Genomic DNA, 6549 nt, shown 5'->3' with positions numbered 1-6549 from the left:
GCGAAGCGACAGCAACAAATGTTTTAACTGTGCGAAAGCGAAGCGACAGCAACAACAAAAGCGGCTCATCGGACGCCACCAGGAAGCTTTGCTCTGTGCGAAAGCAACAAAGCGCCTAGTCGGAACAGAAATTAACCCCACGTTTTGGTGATGATCCTTATTTTTTGATATAAATCCTTAAAATACCAATGAAATTAAACTAGTAAAAGATAGATAATAGAGGTGGAGTAAACATGGAGCATTTAATTCAGCATTTTAGGAAAGATGAACAGCCTTTTATTGAACAGGTTGTGAGTTGGCAGCGAGAGGTGGAGGATCGATATGCTCCAAAGCTTACTGATTTTTTAGATCCTCGACAACGTTTTATTGTTACATCAATTATTGGACAGTATGACACATTGAAAACAGCCAGTGCTGGGCTCTTTGATGAAGCAGAAAGACAACGTATGCTTATTTATCCTACTTACTATGAGCCTATGGAGGAAGATTTTCAGCTCACAGTATTTACGATTCAATATCCTGTGAAATTTGTACAACTACGACATCCAGATGTTCTAGGAGCATTATTATCATTAGGACTGAATCGTGGCAAATTCGGTGATATTCGTGTAAATGAACATCAAGTACAATTTGTAGTAGAGAATGAGGTAGCAGAATATGTACGCTTACATTTAACAGGCATCGGCAAAGTAAAGGTACATGTAGAATCGATTAAAGAGATGGAGCCCCTGCTCCAAATTGAGGAAGAATGGCTAGAAGAATCTCATACTGTTTCTTCTATGCGTTTAGATGTTATTATCTCAACGGTTTTAAAAATTTCCCGTCAAAAGGCACAAGCCTTAATTACAAGTAAAAAGGTACGTGTTAATTGGACCGAGCGGGATACAGTTGCTTTTGAGTTACAAGAAGGAGATATTTTATCTGTACGTGGAAGTGGTCGAGTAAAAATTATGATGACTGAAGGCCGTACAAAAAAAGATAAAATTCGTTTGCAAGTCGGTCGATTGACCCAAAAAAGCTAAAAATCAAGTAAATTTCTTTAATTTTTACTGCTAAGTTGTTTGAACAATTGTATAATAGGAAATACGAATGTACATGTAAAGGAGAGAAGGATCGTATGCCATTATCACCTATTGATATACATAATAAGGAGTTTACCAAATCCTTCAGAGGTTATGCTGAAGATGAAGTAAATGAATTTTTAGATCAAATTATTAAAGATTATGAGATTTTGCTCCGTGAAAAAAAGGAAGTAGACAGACAACTAGAAATGTCCTTAGAACAAGCGAGACATTTTAACTCTTTAGAGGAAACATTACAAAAATCAATTGTAGTTGCTCAAGAGGCAGCTGATGAAGTAAGAAGAAACTCTCAAAAAGAAGCTAAACTCATTGTCAAGGAAGCAGAAAAAAATGCTGATCGTATTATCAATGAGGCTTTAACGAAGGCTCGTAAAGTGACAATTGAAATCGATGAGCTGAAAAAGCAATCAAAAGTTTTCCGTAATCGTTTTAAAATGCTTGTAGAGGCACAGCTGGATTTACTAAATGCAGACGATTGGGACCACTTGCTACAATATGATATTGATCTGACTGAAATTCAAACATCTGTTGAAGAAGCACAAGAAGCCGATCAAGTTTAATCGCTATTATCAGCATTGTAACTTAATAAGTGAAGCTTGACGTGATTGTTTGATTTTCATATACTAATGTAATAGTAATTATTTTGAACAGATATGCATACAGGCAGAGACGAAGACAGTATTTGTTAGGCGTAGTTAAGCGATTTGGGGATAGTGTGAGCCCAAACATGCAAATAACAATGAACATCACTTCTGAGCTAAATAACTGAATGAAGTAAGTTATTTCGTGATGCACGACGTTAACGTGCTTTAAGTGGTAGTACAATTTTGTGCTACAATTAGGGTGGTACCGCGAGTATAAGCTTCTCGTCCCTTTGAGGGATTGAGAGGCTTTTTTATGTTCAAATGGTGGGAGTCTTCCATTTCTATTCGTTAATATGGATAAATTCTATATTTGAACTTATATCTCCGGTGTTGGAATGTGTTGATTTTGCCAATAACTAGAACTTAGGGATGGCATTTCACGCGACTCCTTGGAAATCAGCGTTACAGATGAGACCCTGGTGCGCAAACGAAGTGACTAACGAACGTTCCCTGGAAAGCGCCCAGTCGGAACGGAAATCAACCTCGTTATGGTGATAAACCTAATACTGTCGTATGTAAATGAGCGCTTAAGTGTATTTGTTCTTTGTTTGTAAATTTAAAGGAGGAATTGAAAAAATGGTTGAGTACAAAGATACTTTATTAATGCCAAAAACAGATTTCCCAATGCGTGGAAACTTACCGGCAAATGAACCGAAGATGCAAGAAAAATGGGATGAAATGGACATTAACGAATTACAGATGGAGCGCAATGCAGGACGCCCTGAATATGTGTTACACGATGGACCTCCATATGCGAATGGTGATATCCATATCGGTCATGCTTTGAATAAAGTATTGAAAGACATGATTACACGTCATCGCTCTATGACTGGCTACCATGTAAACTATATTCCAGGTTGGGATACACATGGTTTACCAATTGAGCAGGCTCTTACGAACAAAGGTGTAAAGCGCAAAGAAATGTCTGTTGCTGAATTCCGTAAATTATGTGAAGAGTATGCTTACGAGCAAATCGACAACCAACGTATACAATTCCGTCGTTTAGGTGTTCGTGGTGATTGGGAAAATCCATATATTACATTAAAGCCTGAATTTGAAGCACGTCAAATTGAAGTATTCGGTAAGATGGCTGAAAAAGGCTATATTTATAAAGGCTTAAAACCAGTTTACTGGTCTCCATCATCTGAGTCTGCACTGGCAGAAGCAGAGATTGAATATCAAGATGTTAAATCGGCTTCTATTTACGTAAGCTTTGCGATTAAAGATGCTAAAGGCGTTGTCCCAGCAGATGCTAAATTTATTATTTGGACAACAACACCTTGGACACTTCCAGCGAACTTGGGGATTTCTGTAAACCCTGAATTTATCTATGTTGTTGTGGCGGTTGCAGATAACAAATTCATCATTGCCAAAGAATTATTAGAAACTGTTGCTAACGAACTTGAGTGGGATGCATATGAGATTGTTCAGGAAGTAAAAGGTGAGGCACTAGATCGAGTTGCTGCACAGCATCCATTCTATGACCGTGAATCTCTTGTAATGGTTGGAGAGCACGTAACTGCTGAAGCGGGTACTGGCTGTGTTCATACAGCACCAGGACACGGGGAAGATGACTATCATATTAGTAAACAATATGGTCTACCAATTCTTAGCCCTGTTGATAATAGTGGCTGCTACACAGATGAAGCACCTGGTTTTGAAGGTGTATTCTACAATGATGCAAACAAAATGATCACAGAAAAATTAAAAGAAGTAGGCGCATTAGAAAAGCTTAACTTCTTTACACACTCATATCCACATGACTGGCGTACGAAAAAACCAGTTATTTACCGTGCAACACCACAATGGTTTGCGTCGGTTGATGCATTCCGTGATGAGTTACTAGGGGCTGTAAAATCAACAGCGTTTACACCTGCTTGGGGTGAAACTCGTCTTTATAATATGATTCGTGACCGTGGAGACTGGGTCATTTCACGTCAGCGCGCATGGGGCGTTCCAATTCCGATTTTCTATGCTGAAAATGGTGAGCCAATTATTACACCAGAAACAATTGCCCATATCTCAGCTTTATTCCGTCAGCATGGGTCAAATATTTGGTTCCAAAAAACAGCAAAAGAATTATTACCTGAAGGCTTCACACACTCTGGTAGCCCGAATGGCGAATTTACAAAAGAAAACGATATTATGGACGTTTGGTTCGACTCAGGTTCTTCACACCAAGGTGTATTAGTAGAACGTGGTATGAAATATCCAGCTGATTTATATTTAGAGGGCTCAGACCAACATCGTGGATGGTTTAACTCATCATTAATTACTTCAGTAGCTATTAATGGCTATGCACCATATAAGGGACTATTAACACATGGTTTCGTTCTAGATGGTGAAGGGCGTAAGATGAGTAAATCTTTAGGGAATGTCATTATCCCGAAAAAGGTTATGGATCAATACGGAGCAGATATTCTTCGTTTATGGGTTGCGTCAGTGGATTATACAGCCGATGTTCGTATCTCAATGGATATGTTGAAGCAAGTATCTGAGGTTTATCGTAAAATCCGTAACACATTCCGTTTCTTACACGGCAATGTAGCTGATTTCGATGCAGCGAAAGATCGAGTAGCATATGCGGACCTTCGTGAAATGGATCAATACGTTTATATGCGTCTACAAGATGTTTTAAAAACTGTACGTGCTGCATACGATCGCTATGATTTCGCAGCTGTTTACCATGCAGTGAATAACTTTGTTGCAGTAGAATTATCTTCATTCTATTTAGATATTGCAAAAGATGTTGTGTACATCGAAGGTAATGACAACAAAGACCGCCGTGCAATGCAAACAGTTATTTATGATACATTAATGACATTAGTAAAAGTGATGTCACCAATTATCCCTCATACAACTGATGAGATGTGGTCTTATTTACATGCTCAAGGTGTTGTAGAAGAGGTATCTGTACAATTAACAGACTTCCCAGAGGTAGATGAACATGAAAACTTCGAAAGTCTACGTACAAAATGGCTGAAAATCATTGATGTTCGTGATGATCTTTTAAAAGCATTAGAGGAAGCTCGTAATGCAAAAACAATCGGTAAATCACTTGAAGCGAAAGTGACAGTTTATGCAAAAGAAGATGTGGCAGCATTATTGAACGATGCAAACATTGACTTTGCACAACTATCAATCGTCTCTGCATTTGAAGTAGCACCAATAGAAGCTGCACCTGCAAATGCATTAGCTCTTGAACATGCATCGATTGTTGTAGAGAAAGCAACAGGTGAAAAATGTGAGCGTTGCTGGTCAATTTCTGAAACAGTCGGTTCAAATGAAGCACATCCAACAGTGTGTGCGCGTTGTGCAGAAGTTGTAGAAAAATATTACGTTTAATAAACAGTAATGCAAACTAAAAACAAGAATCTGCATTCTATGTAATTAAAACGCAAGTCTCCTTGAGGATGGGGGGCTTGCGTTGTTTACTTTCATGGAGGTCTAGCAGATTCTTTTTTATGTTAGTGAATAGTGAGCAACTTCTACAAAAATGTGAGTGATTCAACGATGTGTTATGAATGATCAGAGGTGTAATAATTGTCTAACAAAAGGTGGAAACAACATACCTGATAAATTATTTAAATAATATTTCTTGTGTATTGCGGTAGTCAGTTGGGGATATGCCAACATATTTCTTAAACGTATTACTGAAATAATTAGGTGTGTTAAAACCACAGATGGAGGAAATTTTTTCAATGGTGTAATCGTATTTTCGTAAATATGGTAGTGTTTTGATGATCCGTGTAAAGGCTACATAATCAACAAAATTACGACCAGTCTCTTTTTTAAACAATCTGCTGAAATGAGTAGAACTAAAGTTGATATATTTGGCAACATCACTAATTGTAATTTGTTCATCATAGTGCTCCTCGATATAGTGGATAGCCTTTTGGAGCGATTCTTGCTTTGTTAAATCTTCGTAAAACCGTATATGAATATTTTGGACAGGTGGTTTTCTCCGTGCCTTTCGCGCTTGGCTATAAGATTCCTTAACTTGCATGGCGTCCTGAAAAACACCGCCAATCCCCATGAAAAGATGGATGCAATAATCTTTTTTTAATACTTCAATAATCTCAAGTAAACAAGCTACCCCCTCAGACCAATGCTTAAATGATGTGTATTCATTAGGAATGCGCATAAGCAACAGTAAATAACGTTCAAAATATAAAAAGGATAGAGGTGCTGTGATAGCAAATTTTTGACGAAATACATTTGTTATAACACTGCTCGCATCAAAAAGGGAAGGTCGATCTTCATCCATATCGATATAGCCCTGAATTAAAAATACGATATTTGGGATGCAATGTTTCGATAAAAAAGAGGCAGACTGGATTATTTCCTGCTCATTTTCAACTTCTCCTCGTATCAGTCGTTTTAAAAAGGCTTCTCGGAAAGGGGAAGTATGATCTTGCGAAATTTGCTGTGATAGCTCAAGCATTGTAATAGTACTTGCCTGTTTCTCTTTATAGGACGTGTAAAGCTTTTTAACAATTCGTAGAAATTTTGCTTTCTGTAATGGTTTTATGAGAAGTGCGGGCAAATTTAGTTCAATTGCTATCCCAGTTGAGTAGGTAAGGTGTTCTGTAACAATAGGGACAATTATACTATTAGGATAATTTCTTTTTAACCGATTTATCTTTACCCAGTCAAATAAACGGTTGATTTCATAGAAAATGAGGACGACATCTTCTGTTTTGGGCTCTTTACAGTTCATAAAGGTAATAGGAGGAAATTCTTCTAACCAGTAGCCCATTTGTTGTTTTTCATTTGAACTTTCAATATACCAAACAATATTTAAAATGCTAACAACTCCCTTC

Annotated in this window: 4 protein-coding genes and 1 other annotated feature; of the genes, 3 read left to right on the top strand and 1 reads right to left on the bottom strand. The window is 37.6% G+C overall.

Annotated elements, in window-relative coordinates; all coding sequences use genetic code 11:
- Positions 1-233: 233 nt before the first annotated feature.
- The 3 genes from QRN68_RS22825 (at position 234) to ileS (ending at position 5071) form a co-directional block, all read left to right on the top strand.
- On the top strand, positions 234-1022 hold the full coding sequence (locus tag QRN68_RS22825) for a YlmH family RNA-binding protein (protein ID WP_285399410.1): 789 nt from the start codon (positions 234-236) through the stop codon (positions 1020-1022).
- Positions 1023-1117: 95 nt separating this feature from the next.
- Positions 1118-1642, top strand: a complete 525-nt coding sequence (locus QRN68_RS22820; protein WP_285399409.1) for a DivIVA domain-containing protein — start codon at positions 1118-1120, stop codon at positions 1640-1642.
- 97 nt (positions 1643-1739) lie between these two features.
- Positions 1740-1959: a binding site (T-box leader), on the top strand.
- A gap of 343 nt (positions 1960-2302) precedes the next feature.
- The gene (gene ileS, locus QRN68_RS22815; RefSeq protein WP_285399407.1) at positions 2303-5071 is read left to right on the top strand and encodes an isoleucine--tRNA ligase; all 2769 of its coding nucleotides are present in this window, start codon (positions 2303-2305) and stop codon (positions 5069-5071) included.
- Positions 5072-5306: 235 nt separating this feature from the next.
- On the opposite strand, the gene QRN68_RS22810 is transcribed toward ileS, so the two are convergent.
- Positions 5307-6485 (bottom strand): AraC family transcriptional regulator, encoded by a 1179-nt coding sequence (locus QRN68_RS22810; RefSeq protein ID WP_285399406.1) that lies wholly within the window; start codon positions 6483-6485, stop codon positions 5307-5309.
- Positions 6486-6549 lie beyond the last annotated feature (64 nt).

The sequence above is a fragment of the Lysinibacillus sp. fls2-241-R2A-57 genome, assembly GCF_030209535.1.
Taxonomy (GTDB): domain Bacteria; phylum Bacillota; class Bacilli; order Bacillales_A; family Planococcaceae; genus Lysinibacillus.
This window is presented reverse-complemented; position numbering and strand designations above follow the sequence as displayed.